This window comes from Leptolyngbya sp. Heron Island J, from assembly GCF_000482245.1.
Classification (GTDB): Bacteria; Cyanobacteriota; Cyanobacteriia; order Phormidesmidales; family Phormidesmidaceae; genus Leptothoe.
Genome location: NZ_AWNH01000031.1, coordinates 29,566 through 45,211, shown reverse-complemented (window position 1 = coordinate 45,211; position 15,646 = coordinate 29,566). Strand labels below are relative to the sequence as shown.

The 15,646-nt window shown below is 48.5% G+C and carries 13 protein-coding genes; 7 read left to right on the top strand and 6 right to left on the bottom strand.

The features are described from left to right. The first annotated feature begins 11 nt into the window (after positions 1 to 11). Together N836_RS48780 and N836_RS48775 are read left to right on the top strand one after the other, a co-directional pair. On the top strand, positions 12 to 1,877 hold the full coding sequence (locus N836_RS48780; RefSeq protein WP_023072031.1) for a DNA-directed RNA polymerase subunit gamma: 1,866 nt from the start codon (positions 12 to 14) through the stop codon (positions 1,875 to 1,877). A gap of 57 nt (positions 1,878 to 1,934) precedes the next feature. Further along, positions 1,935 to 5,909 (top strand): DNA-directed RNA polymerase subunit beta', encoded by a 3,975-nt coding sequence (locus N836_RS48775; protein WP_023072030.1) that lies wholly within the window; start codon positions 1,935 to 1,937, stop codon positions 5,907 to 5,909. A gap of 111 nt (positions 5,910 to 6,020) precedes the next feature. Here N836_RS48775 and N836_RS48770 read toward each other — a convergent pair whose 3' ends face one another. Beyond that, entirely contained in the window at positions 6,021 to 7,199 is a 1,179-nt protein-coding gene (locus N836_RS48770; RefSeq protein WP_023072029.1) for an HhoA/HhoB/HtrA family serine endopeptidase, read from the bottom strand. A gap of 245 nt (positions 7,200 to 7,444) precedes the next feature. On the opposite strand from N836_RS48770, the gene N836_RS48765 reads away from it, so the two are divergent. The 3 genes from N836_RS48765 to N836_RS48755 all read left to right on the top strand — a co-directional run bounded on the left by N836_RS48765 (position 7,445) and on the right by N836_RS48755 (position 9,278). After that, complete coding sequence (locus tag N836_RS48765) at positions 7,445 to 7,879, top strand: glutaredoxin family protein (protein ID WP_023072028.1); 435 nt, start codon at positions 7,445 to 7,447, stop codon at positions 7,877 to 7,879. Between the two features lie 119 nt (positions 7,880 to 7,998). After that, a complete protein-coding gene (petM, locus tag N836_RS48760; protein WP_023072027.1) occupies positions 7,999 to 8,103 on the top strand; it encodes a cytochrome b6-f complex subunit PetM in 105 nt (34 codons plus the stop codon). Positions 8,104 to 8,321: 218 nt separating this feature from the next. Beyond that, positions 8,322 to 9,278, top strand: a complete 957-nt coding sequence (locus tag N836_RS48755; RefSeq protein WP_023072026.1) for an SDR family oxidoreductase — start codon at positions 8,322 to 8,324, stop codon at positions 9,276 to 9,278. Between the two features lie 34 nt (positions 9,279 to 9,312). On the opposite strand, the gene N836_RS48750 is transcribed toward N836_RS48755, so the two are convergent. Both N836_RS48750 and N836_RS48745 read right to left on the bottom strand, forming a co-directional pair. Beyond that, on the bottom strand, positions 9,313 to 10,818 hold the full coding sequence (locus N836_RS48750; RefSeq protein WP_023072025.1) for a sensor histidine kinase: 1,506 nt from the start codon (positions 10,816 to 10,818) through the stop codon (positions 9,313 to 9,315). Positions 10,819 to 11,134: 316 nt separating this feature from the next. Beyond that, a complete protein-coding gene (locus N836_RS48745; protein WP_161634952.1) occupies positions 11,135 to 11,464 on the bottom strand; it encodes a late competence development ComFB family protein in 330 nt (109 codons plus the stop codon). Positions 11,465 to 11,858: 394 nt separating this feature from the next. Here N836_RS48745 and N836_RS73120 point away from each other — a divergent pair, with 394 nt between their 5' ends. Together N836_RS73120 and ilvB are read left to right on the top strand one after the other, a co-directional pair. Next, complete coding sequence (locus N836_RS73120; protein ID WP_023072023.1) at positions 11,859 to 12,377, top strand: hypothetical protein; 519 nt, start codon at positions 11,859 to 11,861, stop codon at positions 12,375 to 12,377. A 304-nt stretch (positions 12,378 to 12,681) separates the two neighbouring features. Next, positions 12,682 to 14,529 (top strand): biosynthetic-type acetolactate synthase large subunit, encoded by a 1,848-nt coding sequence (gene ilvB / locus N836_RS48740; protein ID WP_023072022.1) that lies wholly within the window; start codon positions 12,682 to 12,684, stop codon positions 14,527 to 14,529. Positions 14,530 to 14,581: 52 nt separating this feature from the next. Here ilvB and N836_RS75255 read toward each other — a convergent pair whose 3' ends face one another. The 3 genes from N836_RS75255 to N836_RS78175 form a co-directional block, all read right to left on the bottom strand. Next, positions 14,582 to 14,779 (bottom strand): ATP-binding cassette domain-containing protein, encoded by a 198-nt coding sequence (locus N836_RS75255; RefSeq protein WP_327058687.1) that lies wholly within the window; start codon positions 14,777 to 14,779, stop codon positions 14,582 to 14,584. An 86-nt stretch (positions 14,780 to 14,865) separates the two neighbouring features. Next, positions 14,866 to 15,213, bottom strand: a complete 348-nt coding sequence (locus N836_RS77010; protein ID WP_023072021.1) for an ABC transporter permease — start codon at positions 15,211 to 15,213, stop codon at positions 14,866 to 14,868. Positions 15,214 to 15,305: 92 nt separating this feature from the next. Beyond that, a complete protein-coding gene (locus tag N836_RS78175; RefSeq protein WP_442785774.1) occupies positions 15,306 to 15,488 on the bottom strand; it encodes a hypothetical protein in 183 nt (60 codons plus the stop codon). Positions 15,489 to 15,646 lie beyond the last annotated feature (158 nt).

Sequence of the window (15,646 nt, the reverse complement as noted above, 5' to 3'; positions counted from 1 at the left end):
GAATCAAAAGAATGCCAAAACTAGAACAGCGCTTTGACTATGTCAAAATCGGCCTGGCTTCGCCCGACCGTATTCGTCAGTGGGGTGAGCGCACACTTCCCAACGGTACCGTCGTTGGAGAGGTGACCAAGCCAGAAACAATCAACTACAGAACCCTCAAGCCTGAAATGGATGGGCTGTTCTGCGAGCGCATTTTTGGGCCTGCTAAGGACTGGGAGTGTCACTGTGGTAAGTATAAGCGCGTGCGCCATCGTGGAATTGTATGTGAGCGCTGCGGTGTAGAGGTGACCGAATCGCGCGTCCGTCGTCATCGGATGGGCTACATCAAATTAGCGGCTCCGGTGGCGCATGTTTGGTATCTCAAGGGGATTCCTAGCTATATTGCGATTTTGCTAGATATGCCCCTCAGGGATGTTGAGCAGATTGTTTATTTCAACGCCTATGTTGTTCTGGACCCAGGCAATGCCGATAGTCTGAGTTATAAACAGCTCCTAACTGAAGATCAATGGATTGAGATTGAAGATCAGCTTTATGACGAAGAGTCTGATCTTTCAGGTATTGAGGTCGGCATCGGAGCTGAGGCGCTGCAGCGTCTATTGCAGGACTTAGAGCTTGAGGCGGTTGCCGAGCAACTGCGGGAAAATATTGAGAATTCTAAGGGACAGAAGCGAGCAAAGTTGATCAAACGCCTGCGAGTGATTGACAACTTTATTGCGACTGGCTCTCGTCCGGACTGGATGGTGCTGGATGTCATTCCCGTGATTCCACCGGATCTGCGTCCGATGGTTCAGTTGGATGGTGGGCGATTTGCCACATCGGACCTGAATGATCTCTATCGTCGAGTCATCAACCGGAATAACCGTCTGGCACGACTACAAGAAATCTTGGCCCCTGAGATTATTGTCCGTAATGAAAAGCGGATGTTGCAGGAGGCCGTAGATGCTCTCATCGATAACGGTCGTCGTGGCCGAACGGTGGTGGGTGCTAACAACCGTCCCCTCAAATCCCTCTCAGACATTATTGAGGGTAAGCAAGGACGTTTCCGGCAAAACCTGCTGGGTAAGCGAGTTGACTATTCTGGCCGTTCAGTCATTGTGGTTGGCCCTAATCTAAAAATTCACCAGTGCGGTCTACCGCGCGAGATGGCTATCGAGTTGTTCCAGCCTTTTGTCATTCATCGGTTGATTCGCCAAGGCTTGGTGAACAATATCAAGGCTGCTAAGAAGCTAATTCAGCGCAACGATCCGAGTATTTGGGGAGTATTGGAAGAGGTAATTGAAAATCACCCGGTTATGCTCAACCGGGCTCCTACCTTACACCGTCTAGGAATTCAGGCATTTGAGCCGATGTTAGTTGAGGGCCGTGCCTTACAGCTACATCCTCTAGTCTGTCCGGCGTTTAATGCTGACTTTGATGGGGACCAGATGGCAGTTCATGTTCCGCTGTCTCTAGAATCACAGTCCGAAGCACGTCTCCTAATGTTGGCGTCTAATAATGTCCTTTCGCCTGCGACGGGGCGACCTATTATTACGCCTAGTCAGGATATGGTGCTGGGTTGTTACTATCTCACAGCAGAAAATCCTTATGAGCAAAAGGGTGCTGACTCCCATTTCGCCAGTATGGAAGATGCCATTATTGCCTATGAGCAAGGCATCGTCGATCTTCATGCTTGGGTATGGCTCCGATTTGATGGCCCCGTAGAGGATGGTGATGATCCAATCGAGGTAATTGATAACGGAGATGGCATGGTCACCAAGCGTTATTCACATCGTCGTGTGCGTGAAGACAGTGATGGCAATTTGCTATCACAACATATATATACAACTCCTGGACGCATTATTTATAACCACGCTGTCCATACGGCACTTGCCAGTTAGAACTATTAATTCGCGTTTTCCAGTTAGCTAGTAACACGTTGAGGCAGAGAGCTACCCATGGCAAAACAAGGTAATGAACAAGCCAGTTCCATCATTTTTCGTAACCGGATTATTGATAAAAAACAACTTAAAAATCTGATTTCCTGGTCGTTTGATAATTACGGTACAGCTCGCACAGCCGCTATGGCTGATGAAATCAAGTCACTAGGGTTTAAGTACGCTACCCGTGCTGGGGTTTCTATCAGTGTTGACGATTTACAAGTGCCTCCCAGCAAGCGTCAGCTGCTGGATGCAGCTGAGCAGGAAATTCGTGATACCGAAGAGCGCTACACTCGTGGCGAAATCACAGAAGTAGAGCGTTTCCAAAAGGTAATTGACACCTGGAACGGTACGAGTGAGGAGCTTAAGGATGAGGTCGTCCGTAACTTTAAGGAGAACAATCCGCTCAACTCGGTTTACATGATGGCGTTTTCTGGGGCTCGCGGTAACATCTCCCAGGTGCGTCAGCTGGTGGGAATGCGCGGGTTGATGGCTAATCCTCAAGGGGAAATTATTGACCTGCCCATCAAAACTAATTTTCGCGAAGGACTGACAGTTACCGAATACATCATTTCCTCCTATGGCGCGCGTAAAGGTCTGGTGGATACTGCCCTGCGGACAGCAGACTCGGGGTATTTGACTCGTCGTCTGGTGGATGTTTCTCAGGATGTCATTATTCGTGAAATTGATTGTGGTACGGATCGCGGTATTCCGTTAAGTGCCATGACCGATGGTGAGCGCGTGCTGATTTCCCTCGAAGATAAATTGTTGGGGCGAGTTCTAGCTGAAGATGCCATTCATCCCAAAACCGGTGAAGTCGTGGTAGCTCGCAATCAGCCTATGGATGCAGACATGGCTAAGTCTGTGGATGATTCTGGCATTAAGGAAGTTAAGGTTCGTTCTGCCTTAACCTGTGAAGCCGCGCGTTCTGTTTGTCAGCACTGCTATGGCTGGAGCCTGGCCCATTCCCATATGGTGGACTTGGGTGAGGCTGTGGGTATCATTGCTGCCCAATCCATTGGTGAACCCGGCACTCAGCTCACCATGAGGACATTCCATACAGGTGGAACCTTTACGGGGGAACTGGCTCCTCAAGTGCGGGCGAAAGTATCGGGCCAATTCAAGATGCCTGATGGCCTTCGCAGCCGTCCTTACCGTACTCGCCATGGTGAGGATGCTCTCGTGATGGAGTCAAATACCGACGCTAAGCTGATCATGGATAGCGGTAAATCTCGTGCTGTCTCTCTACCGCAAGGCTCGATTGTATTTGTTGCGGATGGAACGACTTTGGCTAAGGGCGATCTGATCGCCGAGTTACCCACTACTGGCCGCGTACGTAAGGTGACTGAGAAGGCCAGTAAGGACGTAACCTCTGACATGTCAGGTGAGGTTTTCTTTTCTGGTCTAGTACAGGAAGAGAAAAAGGATCGCCAAGGCAATATTACAAAGCTTGCCCAGCGTGGAGGCTTGCTGTGGGTGCTTTCAGGTGAAGTTTATAACCTGCCACCTGGAGCAGAGCCAACGGTCAAAAATGGCGACATGATTGGCTCCAGCGGTATCCTGGCTGAAACCAAAATTGTCACGGAACGAGGTGGCGTGGTTCGTTTGCCTGATCGCTCAGATAGCAAAGGGAGCCGCGAGGTCGAGATTATTACTGCTTCAGTAATGCTTGACACTACTGAGGTAAGTGTTGAAAGTGGCCAAGGGCGTGAGCATTACTTCCTGCAGACCGATAAAGGTGTACGTTACTCCTTGATTGCCACACCGGGCGCTAAAGTTACGGGTGGTCAGGTGATAGCAGAATTAGTTGATGATACTTACCACACTCAAAGTGGTGGCATTATCAAGTTCTCTGGCGTAGAAATTGCGAAAAAGAGTAAGGGTAAACAAGGCTACGAGGTTACTAAGGGGGGCACTGTCCTATGGATCCCAGAAGAGGCCCACGAGGTTAACAAGGATATATCCCTTCTCATGGTTGAGGATGGTCAGTACATTGAAGCTGGCACCGAAGTAGTGAAGGATATCTTCTGCCAAATTAGTGGTGTTGTTGAAGTCACTCAAAAAAATGACATTCTCCGTGAGATTGTCATTAAGCCAGGGGATATTCACATGGTGGATAGTCCAGACGCCGCTAGTGGTAAAGATGGTGTTTTAGTTAACGCTGGTGAGGAAGTTATTCCTGGCGTGACTGCGGAAGCTGTTCGGTTTGTTGAGTATGTAGAAACTCCAGAAGGAGCGGCACTGCTTTTACGTCCTGTACAGGAATTTGAGGTTCCTGATTATCCTGAAGTGCCTAGTCAGTACTCTGTCAGTGACAGTGATGATAATGCGATTGGTATTGCTGCCATTCAGCGCATTTTCTTTAAAGATGGTGAGCGTGTTAAGTCGGTTGATGGTGTTGAGCTTCTACGAACTCAGTTAGTGCTGAATGTTGATGAGCCATCACAGCTAACGGCAGATATTGAGTTGTTGTCCGATCAGGCTGATCCTGAGATCCAGCGTCTTCAGTTGGTGATTTTGGAGACTTTAGTTATCCGTCGCGATATTGCAGCTGATCAGACTCAGGGAAGTACCCAAACTCGCTTACTTGTAGAAGAAGGTCAGGAGATAGAGCCTGGTGCTGTGGTTGCTCGTACCGAAATCCAGTCTAAGGAAGCTGGAGAGGTACGCGGTATCCGTCAAGATGTAGAGTCGGTTCGCCGTATTCTGGTTGTCCGTGACAGTGACCTTGTGACTGTTGAATTGGATGGTAAGTCACCCACGGTTCAAGAAAGTGATTTGTTGGTAGACGGTGATGTCTTGGCTGAGGGCGTTGTCTCTAAGTACTCCGGTCAGGTGGTTGCTGTAAATGATGGCAGTATTGTTCTACGTCTGGCTCGTCCCTATCGAGTATCAACTGGTGCAGTGCTTCACATTGAAGATGGTGATCTAGTCCAACGTGGTGACAATCTTGTCCTACTGATCTTTGAGCGGGCCAAGACCGGTGACATCATCCAGGGTTTACCTCGAATTGAAGAGCTATTAGAAGCTCGTAAGCCTAAGGAAGCTTGTGTCTTGGCAGAGCGACCTGGTAGTGCTCAGGTAGTCTATGGCGATGATGAAACAGTAGAGGTAAAGATCGTTGAAGACGATGGTGTAGTGACCGAGTACCCGATTGCACCAGGGCAGCCCATGATTGTGTCTGATGGTCAGCAGGTTGGTTTAGCTGAACCTTTGACTGATGGACCTTTAAATCCTCATCAGATTCTGGAGTTTTTCTTTAAGTACCATCGTGAAACCAAGGGTGTACATGACGCGGCCATGATCAGTCTTCAGGAGGTACAAACCTTCTTGGTGAATGAGGTGCAGTCTGTATACCAGTCTCAGGGTATTGACATTGCTGATAAGCATATTGAGGTGATTGTGCGTCAGATGACGTCTAAGGCCCGTGTGGAAGATGGTGGTGATACCACGATGCTACCTGGGGAACTGGTTGAGATTCGTCAGCTAGAGCAGGTCAATGAAGCAATGTCGATTACAGGTGGTGCTCCGGCAGAATATACTCCCGTATTGTTGGGGATTACCAAAGCCTCTCTAAATACAGATAGCTTTATCTCGGCTGCTAGTTTCCAGGAGACGACTCGAGTACTAACGGAGGCCGCTATTGAGGGCAAGTCTGACTGGTTACGAGGTCTCAAGGAGAACGTTATCATTGGTCGTTTGATTCCTGCTGGCACTGGATTTAATGCCTATGAGGAACGTGCAACACCTGAGATAGATCCTTCTTTTGATAAAGCATTTTTGTCGGATGATATGGCATTACAGGATATGGTTCTAGATGACCGTACTGCCCGTGCTTATGACCGTGAAGGCGGACTGAATATGTTTACAGACGATATGCTTGGTGGCGCTTCAGGAGCTAATCCATCCGAGTCGTCGGAGTCTAAATCAGTGCCTCCATCACCCTTTTTGGATGATAATGCGCTGATTGATGATCAAACTGCTGCTCCCTAAGGAAGGCTGATGGGGTTGTCGTTTTTGAGTCCATCTAAATAACAAAAGTGGCTGAGGACTACCCTCAGCCACTTTTGAAGTTATGGACACAATTTCAATTTGGAGTAGTCGTTACGCATCTAGATCCAACTCTGCGGCCTTAACGGTTACGGTTTGAGTCTGGTCTCCACGCTTTAGGTTGAGTCTTAGGCGCTGGCCAATTCTGGCTTGATCAACATAGGACTGGAGCTGATTGGCTGTATCAAAACGCTGTTCATCGATCGCAGTGATCACATCTCCTCGACGCAGGCCCGCATTTGCAGCGGGAGTGTTGGGTAGGACGCGAATGACTAAGACCCCACTGACCTCAGGAATAATCATGCTGGCATTTGGGTCATCATTATTACGTTTTGCCATCTCTGGGGTTAAATCGGCGATTTGAATCCCCAGGTATGGGTGGGCGATACGCTCACCACGAGCGAGCTGTCCTTGAATGGATTTTGCCTTATTGATGGGAATGGCAAAGCCAATACCCATGGCATCCGCACGAATCGCGGTGTTGATGCCAATGACTTCGCCCTGACTATTTAGTAGTGGCCCACCGGAGTTCCCAGGGTTAATGGCTGCATCTGTTTGGATGAAATCAAGACGTTTATCGGGAATACCGACGGTTGCACTGGAGCGTTTGAGCGTGCTGACAATGCCAAGGGTGACGGTATTATCCAGCCCTAGGGGATTGCCTACGGCGATGGCCCAATCTCCTACATCTACTCTATTGGAGTCTCCTAAAAATGCTACTGGCAGGTTCTCATTGTCTGCATCAATTTTGACGACGGCTAAATCAGTCAGTTCGTCTGATCCTTCGACGGTGCCGTCAAAATGTCGACCGTCTTTGAGGGTGACTGTCACGCGATCGGCTTGGTTGACGACGTGGGCGTTGGTGAGAATGTAACCACTGCTATCGACGATAAAGCCAGAACCTTGGCCACTTAAACGTTCCTGTTGGGGAATTCGTTGAAAGGTGTCAGGGCCAAAAAAGCCTCTGAATAGGGGATCGTCATAGAGGAGGTCAGGTACGTTTCGGGTGATGGTGCGTTCGGTGTCGATGCGCACTACGGCATCACCAACCCGCTTGACGGCAGTTGCGACGAAGCTTTCACTCGATAATGAAGCTGATTCGGTAGCTGCTGTTTGAGTGATGGCGGCTACCGGTTGAATCCCAGATAGGAAGAGGAGTATTGCTGAAAAGCAAGTGACTAACCATCGGGTAATGCGATCGCTAAAGGGCGTCGGTAGATCGAAAGGCTTCATAAGGTCATTCTCTAAGACAATAACGGCCCTAAAAAGACTCTGAGAAAGCCTGCACGAGGCTTCGGAGAGGAGGTGGATCAGTGGCCAAAAAGTTGGTTCTATTTTGACAGTTTCCTTCACAATCGTGGGCGGTAAACCACCCTGGAAATCATCACCCACGGCTAGGGAGAGATTTGGCCATCTTCGCTAGGCATGGAAGATGTGGCGATGTAAGGTAATTATCGTAATTTGGGGGCAGGGACACGATGATAGGCCACCGCAGTTTGAAAGTTGGATTGCCATTGGGCATGATAGTTGCGATCGCAAGCTGTCAAGATTTCTCCGTACAGCAACTATGGGCACCCAGTTACGAATCCCAGCTCGCCGAGCATCTATCTAATACGGAGGCAACCATGTATGGAGCCTATTGGTGCCCCCACTGTGCTCGACAAAAGCAATTTTTTGGCAATGCTGCCCCATTGCTACCCTATGTTGAATGCGATGCCCGTGGTGCCAATCCACAGGTGGAGCTGTGCAATGCTGTGGGTATCAGTGCTTACCCCACCTGGCAAATCAATGGCGAATTTTACCTCGGTGTTCAACCTGTCTGGCGTCTGGCCGCCCTGTCAGGATTTGAAGAAACGAGTGAGCCTATGGAGACCGATAATCTGGAGGAGGGAGGTTTTAGCCCAGCCCCATAGGCAATGAAAGGCTTACCTGGCTGGAGTTAGATGACCAAACTGCTTTAGAATGTAACTGAAGAATTTAAGCCACAGCGTTTCCCAGTGCGGAAACATATATAGGAGGATAATTAAGCACCATGGGTGGAGAAATTTTTTCGATTGCAGTCACAATGTTTGTCATTGTTATGGTTGGTCTGGGCGTTGGATTTTTGATGCTCAAACTGCAAGGCGCTGAAGAGTAATCGCTCAACCTCCACAACTGGGTGCTTGAGAGCGGGTTTAAAGCATTGATTAGACGACCTAAGGTGTCGATCATAAAACTCGTCTAATCAACATGAAATTAGCGGGGTTAGCAATCTATGGCTGACCCCGCTAATTTTTTAATGTGTGCTCAGCTATTTCCGAACGATACGCCGTCTGTTAAGCTGAGTAAAGCGTTAAGTTTTGTTTAGAGTCCTCCATGAGCATATTGGTGGTTGGTGCAACGGGCACGCTGGGTCGTCAGATCGTTCGTAATGCCTTAGATGAGGGATTTGACGTTAAGTGCCTGGTGCGTAACTTCCAAAAGGCTGCCTTTCTACGAGAGTGGGGAGCCCAGTTGGTTCAAGCCAATATCTGTGGCCCAAAGTCTTTACCGCCCTGTTTCGACGACGTGACAGCTGTCATCGATGCTGCGACGGCTCGACCTCAGGATTCTGTCTACGACGTGGACTGGGATGGCAAGGTAAATCTGATTAAGGCTGCCTTAGATGCCAACGTAGAACGATACGTATTTATCTCGATTCTCAACTGCGAGCAGTATCCCCACGTGCCTCTGATGGACGTTAAGCACTGCACAGAGAAGTTCTTAGAAGAGTCAGGGATTAACTACACGATTTTGCGGCCCTGTGGGTTTTTACAGGGGCTTGTTGGCCAGTATGCCGTTCCGATTTTAGAAAAGCAGGCGATTTGGGTGATGGGTGAGGCGGCTCCTATTGCCTACATGAATACTCAGGATATCGCTCGGTTTGCTGTCCGTTCTCTCAAGCTACCTGAAACCAATAAACGTTCTTTCCCGCTAGCTGGTACCCGTGCTTGGGGTGGTTATGAGTTGGTGCGTCTGTGTGAGCGGCTCTCGGGAGAGACTGCAAAAGTTTCAACCATGTCCCTGGGTCTATTGCGGGGTGTGCGTTCCTTTGCCAACTTTTTTCAGTGGGGATGGCAGTTTGCCGACCGTTTAGCATTTGCTGAAGTAAGTGCTGGCAGTGCGCCCTTGGATGCTGAGATGGATGAGGTTTACAGCACCTTTGGCTTAGATAAGTCAGAAATTACTACGGTTGAAGAATACTTAGGTGAGTACTTTAACCGTATTCTCAAAAAGCTGAAAGAGCTTAATTTTGAGAGCAATCGCGAAAGTAAGAAAAAGCTACCCTTCTAAGGTTTTAGGCAATCAGAGGCCAGTCAATCAGTATCTAAACGATCGGATAATTAGCGGTCTCAATGGGTAAAAACACCATCCAGGTCACACCATCTGGGCGCTCTCTAACTGTCAGTTTTGCGCCTAACGCTGAGAAAAGTGCCTTGGTGGTTTTTAGGTTTAGACTCAATCCACCAGTGTCAGGCTGAAACATCAGGAGCTTACCTAAGGACTTTAGGGTAGGCCTATGTTGCTTGCAGATAGGGCTTACCTCGGCCTGAAACTCAAGCTTTAGCTGATCGCCAGCAGCCATCACGTGGAGCTGAATTTGCCCCTTGGGGGGCACGGTATGGGTAAAGAGTTCTACTAGACCGGTCAGGACTTGCTGCAATAGAGTGGGATCGCTGGCAACCATGGGTAGGTTCTGCGGCATGGTTACCTCTAGGGATAGATTACGTCGCGTGGCTGCTTGCTCCCATTTTGGAATGGCCGATTGAATAATTTCACTAAGGGCGATCGCAGTCAGGCATGAACGTGGTCCTTTTTGGGCGGCGGCTTCTAACTCAACGGCTTGGAAAATAAGATTAAAGCGATCAATTTGCTGAGTGCAGGCATTGTCAATTTGATGTAGCCGCTGTTTGGCTTTTTCAACTAAATCGGTGCGGCGGATGAGGGAACGGGTCAAGGTTCGAATTGTGGTCAGGGGGGTGCGAATTTCATGGGCCATGGCCTTAAGTAATTCGGTATCCAGACCGTAGGTGTCGTTGCTTTGGCTGGTGTCACCAGGGGTAGAGACGATTCTTTCAATGACTGGATTGGGTTTAGAGGTGGGTAATGATGACAGCATCCAGCGACTAAACTGGCTGACAATTCGATAGTTAGGCTCGGTGGGTGTAAAGGTCTCCACTAGCGGATCGAGAAAGTCTAGCTGTTTGGGGGTGGTAAGGTAGACGCGCGATCGCAACAGCTGCCATACCTGACCAATGACTTCAGGTGTAAACGAAAACTGAAACCGCAGCTCATTATCCGCATCGCGACCCAGCACCAATACTAAACTAAACTGCTGGGTTAATAGCAAACAAAACCGTTCACCAGTCAGCGGATCACCATCAATCAGCGGCAGAATGCGAGCAGCAGTTGTGTCCACCGGAGGCTTATCGTCAGCAGGCATCAACTGGGAGAACGCCTGAGAAAGCTGATCCAATGGCGGCGGTATAAATACCCAGTTAGATAACGCTCCAGTCAGTTCTGGGGCATCAATAACCGGAAAGGGACCGCTGAGTAATAGTCCTGCCGGTGGTTTGTGTGATAGCTTACGGGACTTCCCTGGATTGCGGGATTGAGTCCCTTGATGAGCAGTTTTGCAGGGAAGTGTCTGTTGCAATAGATGAACAAGGGATGAAATCGCCCCCTGCCACTCCATTTCAGCCCGTTCTGCTTGATCCTGATGGCGGCTGTCTCCACCATTGCCTGTGTTGAGGACTTCCCAATCCGTCGGCTCAGCCCCCAGTTCTCCCAAGGCCACCAAACTACTGATTGTGGGTAAAAACTTCTCCACCATTGGCCCCTAGATGCATATAGTCTGTGCTACCACGTGTTAGCCATTAAGAGCTGATACGAATAACACATCTAAACCCAGTTCCAGTTAAAAGCGGGATTTCCTCAACGGAAGAACCACAGCTATAAACATGGACAAGGTTTACTTAGAGACTACTGGCAAGATTCCCCCTATGACTATGGCGTAGAACCGAACGTCAATAGGGGGGTATAAAATCAACGGCACCCATAAATAGGTTGTCTCTCTAACCCTTAGCTGTTGCAAACCATAGTCGGTCAAGACGATTAAAGAGTACTTCCTAGCTAATCCATTGAGCTAATTAGCCGAACCAAGTTGAGGGAAAAAGTGTTTCTGGTGTCGGCGTAACCGGGCGAGCTAGTAGTTTTTGAATACCTTGATCTACCAACTGGCGGATGTGGCGATGCTGCTCTGCAGAATAGCAGTTTCTGGGGTATTCCAGGGCGTATTCACTATCGGAGATAGTCATGTAACGAGCGGGCAAACGACTCAGTACAAATGTGGCTAATCGATCACGGACGTCAGAGCTCGCAAACGTTTCTCGATAGGAGGCTGATTGGCCTGCGGCTAACACATCATCAATTATTTCGTTGACGACTGGGAGCGTAATGTTAATGAGAGTGTTGGCCATTGTGAGGATCTCCGATGCTTTCTTATGAATAGGTAGCCAGGTCATAGATAGCGAAGTTTTAGCATTTTTAATCAGTAAAACTGCGCAATTTCAATCATTTATTGAAATGAAAATTACATGACTAAAACCAGCCTAAAAAGATGAGATAAACTACGTCTTTTATTCAGGCTGATAACCTGAAATCGCTTGCTATTAAGCGATTCCAATCTCAAGCTGCTGTTATTTTTTATTGCTCTGAATCCAAGTTGTTGCTTCTTTAATAAAGACTAAATATTTCCCTTAAAAGTAAAGTTAAATGCTTTAGAAAATAAACTATAGTTAACAGCCGTCGCAATATTTTTTTACCTTGCAATCGTTTTGTTTCAATTTGGGTGAATCGAATCATTTTAGACCTATGCAGCTGCTGATTTTTTCTGGCTACCATTCCCCCGATTTAACCCATGCCTTTTTGCAATCCCTGCTCAGGGTTACCACCCCCGAACGTTTGTGGGTCTTACCGATTTGGGCAGCGCCTGTGGCATTACCTTGGTTGCTCAGTTCTAGGCAAGCGCCTCGGCGAGATTGTCTGTTGCAGGTAATTGCATTTAGTGCTGGTGTTGTGGCCGCATACCCATTGTTGCTCGCGTGGCAGAGACTGGGTGGTAACTGTCGATTAATTGCAGTGGATGGATGGGGGATGCCCTTACCTGGCAATCTGACTATTTATCGCATCAGTCATGATCGTTGGACCCATCGCACTACTTATTTCCCGACGGCGGCTGAGAGCCAAGGCTATTTCTATGCTCAGCCTGCTGTTGATCATTTGCAGCTGTGGCGGTCGCCTGATGTCGCAACCGGTATAGGTAGCTTGGGCGCGACAACCTGTTCAATGACAGCTATTGAATTTATTAGTGCAGTGCTGACATCAGACTAAGTTGTCCTTAATTTTGTTATCAGGCGATGACGTAATTTGAGTGGAAAATGGGATATCGAAAGCAGTGTTTGGGAACGTTGAACCCGTGCCAGCTGGTGAGTTAGATGTGTATTGCAAGTTACTATTGGTTCTAGTTAAAAACTTCACGGCTTTGCTGTTCTAAGGTCTCTAAGGATGGTCTAGAAACCCGTTTTTCTATGAAATTTGTCCAATCCTTTGAATCGTGATTGTAAAATAGACAACCATCAGGAATTATCCTCGGACAGCACTTCCATCACTGACGCCCGACTGCCTTTTCGAAATTATGACTTCAACGTCTGTAAAGCCCTCCATTAAACTAAGCTCTGTTACCCAGCGAACGACTGGTGCCTATGCGCTGATTGATAGCCTGGTGCGCCATGGTGTGAGTCATGTGTTTGGCTACCCAGGTGGGGCGATTCTGCCGGTTTATGATGAACTCTACAAGGCAGAGCAACGCGGCGACATTCAGCATATTCTGGTGCGTCATGAACAGGCCGCTTCCCATGCTGCGGATGGCTATGCTCGGGCAACTGGACAAGTGGGTGTATGTATCGCAACATCTGGCCCTGGTGCAACTAATCTGGTTACTGGTATTGCGACGGCTCAGATGGACTCTGTGCCGATGGTAGCGATTACTGGGCAGGTAACGCGTAAGGCAATTGGCAGTGATGCGTTTCAGGAAACAGATATTTTTGGCATTACGCTGCCCATTGTTAAGCATTCCTATGTGGTGCGCGATCCGCAGCAAATGGCCAGTATTGTGGCTGAGGCGTTTTACATTGCCCAATCTGGTCGTCCAGGGCCGGTCTTGATCGATGTGCCTAAGGATGTTGGTTTAGAAGAATTTGATTACGTGCCGGTGGAGCCCCGGTCAATTGTGATTCCAGGATATAAGCCAACGACTCGTGGTAATCCCCGTCAGATTAGTAATGCGATCGCGCTTCTGCAATCCGCCCAAAAGCCTCTACTCTACGTGGGTGGTGGTGCAGTCATCTCAGGAGCCCATGAAGAAATCGCCAAGTTGGCCGAGCATTTTCAAATCCCTGTGACTACCACGCTGATGGGTAAGGGCTCATTTGATGAACAGCATCCTCTAGCCGTTGGCATGCTAGGGATGCATGGAACGGCCTATGCCAACTTTGCCGTTAGTGAGTGTGACTTGTTGTTGGCTGTCGGTGCCAGGTTTGATGACCGAGTCGCCAGTAACCTAGAACAGTTTGCGCAACATGCCAAGGTGGTTCACATTGATATTGATCCTGCCGAAGTGGGTAAGTGCCGCGTTCCAGACGTGCCGATTGTCGGCGATGTCAAAAACGTATTATCCGAGTTACTAGCCCGCTTGGATCAGCCGGCCGAGCTGGGAAAAACTGGCGCATGGCTAGCTCGGATCGAGCAGTGGAAAGTTGACTATCCGCTCCAAATTCCTACCTACAGCGACCAACTATCCCCCCAGGAAGTAATTGCCAAAATCGGCCGTCGTGCTCCGGATGCTTACTACACCACCGATGTAGGACAGCACCAGATGTGGGCAGCCCAGTTTCTCAAGAATGGACCCCGTAAGTGGATTTCCAGTGCTGGGCTGGGCACGATGGGCTATGGCATGCCTGCTGCTATGGGCGCACAAATGGGTGTTGGCAAAAATCAGGTGATTTGCATCAGTGGCGATGCTAGCTTCCAGATGAACCTGCAGGAACTGGCGACGCTGGCCCAGTACAATATCAAGGTCAAGACTGTCATCATCAATAATGGCTGGCAGGGCATGGTGCGTCAGTGGCAGCAAGGCTTCTATGGTGAGCGCTATGCCTCTTCTAATATGGAAGTGGGGATGCCCGATTTTGAGAAGCTAGCCGATGCCTTTGGGGTGAAGGGAATAGTTGTAAAATCTCCTGACCAGCTAGAACAAGCCATTGATGAAATGCTTGTCCATGAAGGCCCTGTGCTATTAGACGTTTGGGTCCGTCGTGACGAGAATTGTTATCCTATGGTACCTCCTGGTAAGAACAACTCTCAGATGATTGGCTTAGCTGAACCGGTCACTAAACGTCCGGTGGAAGTGATCCATTGTCATAGCTGTGGTAGTGATAACAAGGCCAATCATCGGTTCTGTTCTGAGTGCGGCACCAAACTGTAGCTATAGGTCTAAGAATCACATAGCTTTGAACACAGCCTGGTTGCTCAGGTCATCATCTGGCTGTCTTGAATGCGAAGCGGATATAGGCACGTTTGGTTTTGTCGCGTGTGGTTAATTCCCGATCTTCCAGGTAATATTGGCCTGTAGTGGGTCGATCAAGACAGCCTATAATATCCATCAATGTAGATTTATCAGAGCCTGAGGTACCCATGATGGCAACATATTCGCTGGCCTCAATGTGTAGATCAATGCCCCGCAGAATTGGGATCTCTGTTTCACCCAGATGATAGGTCTTAGTAATTTTGTCTTAGGTAATCATGACGTTTCGATAATTCTTTAGGCAATGGTTGTAGGGGCGTTGCATGCAATGCCCCTACAACCATTGCGAATGGTTTCACCAACAGAATTAATATTGTCTGGAAACAGATGTCGTTGCACCGTCGGAGCAATAACGGCAACAGAATTAGCAACTGTCAGTTCTTCCTCGGTAAAAAACTGTCCACTGGCCGGCAATAATGTATTGCGAGTATCGGGATAGGCTAGATCAGTACTGTCAACAGTGGTGGATGTATGATGCTCTGCGTAAACCACCTGTGCTTTTTGTTGTCGGCAGGCTGAGATAATGGTTGCCGATGGAGCTTGTTCTGCTAGGGCTTGAGTATCTTCCCAAGTAAGTGTGGTCACCGAATTCCCTTGCTTCCTACAGCACCTGCTATCACCTGCAACCCATCTGTTCCTAGACCTTGAAGGCTGTCTTCAGTAGATTTTTGAATTCCTTACCTAATGGAAGTGAGAGAGATAACAGAATCAATGCCAATAATTACATAAAAACTCTGTTGGAGCAGACCACTCTCTAAGTAGATCGCCTCCAATATTCCTATTGCGGCTACAAACAGGGGCTGTTTGGTGGAAAACCGCTTAAAAAATGAGGCTGCCGAGATACCTGCCTTTTCAGCAATGGTGATTGTGGGTTCCCATACCCTCCTCTAAACACACCTGCCGCGCTGTGGCCAAGATGTCTTCATCTAAGATTTTTCTGGGTCGCGCCATTTTAAGTGCGTGGCTACTTAATTAATTGGCCTAATTTTTCTAAACCGTCAACTATAGTGTTGATCAG

What these genes read in the sequence shown, in the direction of transcription:
- N836_RS48780 (WP_023072031.1), top strand. Translation starts at nt 12, where the DNA reads ATGCCAAAACTAGAACAGCGCTTTGACTATGTCAAAATCGGCCTGGCT.
- N836_RS48775 (WP_023072030.1), top strand. Translation starts at nt 1,935, where the DNA reads ATGGCAAAACAAGGTAATGAACAAGCCAGTTCCATCATTTTTCGTAAC.
- N836_RS48770 (WP_023072029.1), bottom strand. Translation starts at nt 7,199, where the DNA reads ATGAAGCCTTTCGATCTACCGACGCCCTTTAGCGATCGCATTACCCGA.
- N836_RS48765 (WP_023072028.1), top strand. Translation starts at nt 7,445, where the DNA reads ATGATAGGCCACCGCAGTTTGAAAGTTGGATTGCCATTGGGCATGATA.
- petM (WP_023072027.1), top strand. Translation starts at nt 7,999, where the DNA reads ATGGGTGGAGAAATTTTTTCGATTGCAGTCACAATGTTTGTCATTGTT.
- N836_RS48755 (WP_023072026.1), top strand. Translation starts at nt 8,322, where the DNA reads ATGAGCATATTGGTGGTTGGTGCAACGGGCACGCTGGGTCGTCAGATC.
- N836_RS48750 (WP_023072025.1), bottom strand. Translation starts at nt 10,818, where the DNA reads ATGGTGGAGAAGTTTTTACCCACAATCAGTAGTTTGGTGGCCTTGGGA.
- N836_RS48745 (WP_161634952.1), bottom strand. Translation starts at nt 11,464, where the DNA reads ATGGCCAACACTCTCATTAACATTACGCTCCCAGTCGTCAACGAAATA.
- N836_RS73120 (WP_023072023.1), top strand. Translation starts at nt 11,859, where the DNA reads ATGCAGCTGCTGATTTTTTCTGGCTACCATTCCCCCGATTTAACCCAT.
- ilvB (WP_023072022.1), top strand. Translation starts at nt 12,682, where the DNA reads ATGACTTCAACGTCTGTAAAGCCCTCCATTAAACTAAGCTCTGTTACC.